This is a genomic window from Photobacterium sp. R1 (genome assembly GCF_054600795.1).
Genome location: NZ_BAAHZP010000087.1, coordinates 1 through 466, shown reverse-complemented (window position 1 = coordinate 466; position 466 = coordinate 1). Strand labels below are relative to the sequence as shown.

1 protein-coding gene is annotated in these 466 nt (G+C 44.0%); it reads right to left on the bottom strand.

Features of this window, described 5'->3' with window-relative positions; all coding sequences use genetic code 11:
- Nucleotides 1-56 precede the first annotated feature (56 nt).
- A partial coding sequence (locus ACYP03_RS24080) for an integrase core domain-containing protein (protein WP_459782373.1) occupies nt 57-466 on the bottom strand: 410 nt, incomplete at its 5' end.

The following is a 466-nucleotide window of genomic DNA, read 5'->3' as shown; positions in this document are numbered from 1 at the left end:
AGTAAACGCTTAAACATCTTTGAATAATGCTTAGTCATGGTGTAACCCTCCCTACTTTAATGGCAGCCTAAATTAGAGTTTTTCCTGCTTTCGTACCTTGCTAAGTATTCCCACGGAGTCAGATCATCCAGGGCATCATGAGGGCGTTCATCGTTATATTCCTTCATCCATTGTTCGGTTAACTCTCGAACTTCACTCAGCGTTTTAAAAACGTACATATCGAGAAGTTCTGTGCGATAGGTTCTATTAAAGCGCTCAATATATGAGTTCTCAGTGGGTTTTCCTGGTCGAATAAATTCAAGTTCAACTCGATTTTCTTCGGCCCATTCGGCTAATGCTGTGGAGATAAATTCTGGACCATTATCCATCCTGAGTTTGCCGGGCATCCCGCGCCACGCTGTGATACGCTCCAAAACCCGGATGACTCTTGGGGCTGGCAAATTTAAGTCCACTTCGATGGCTAACA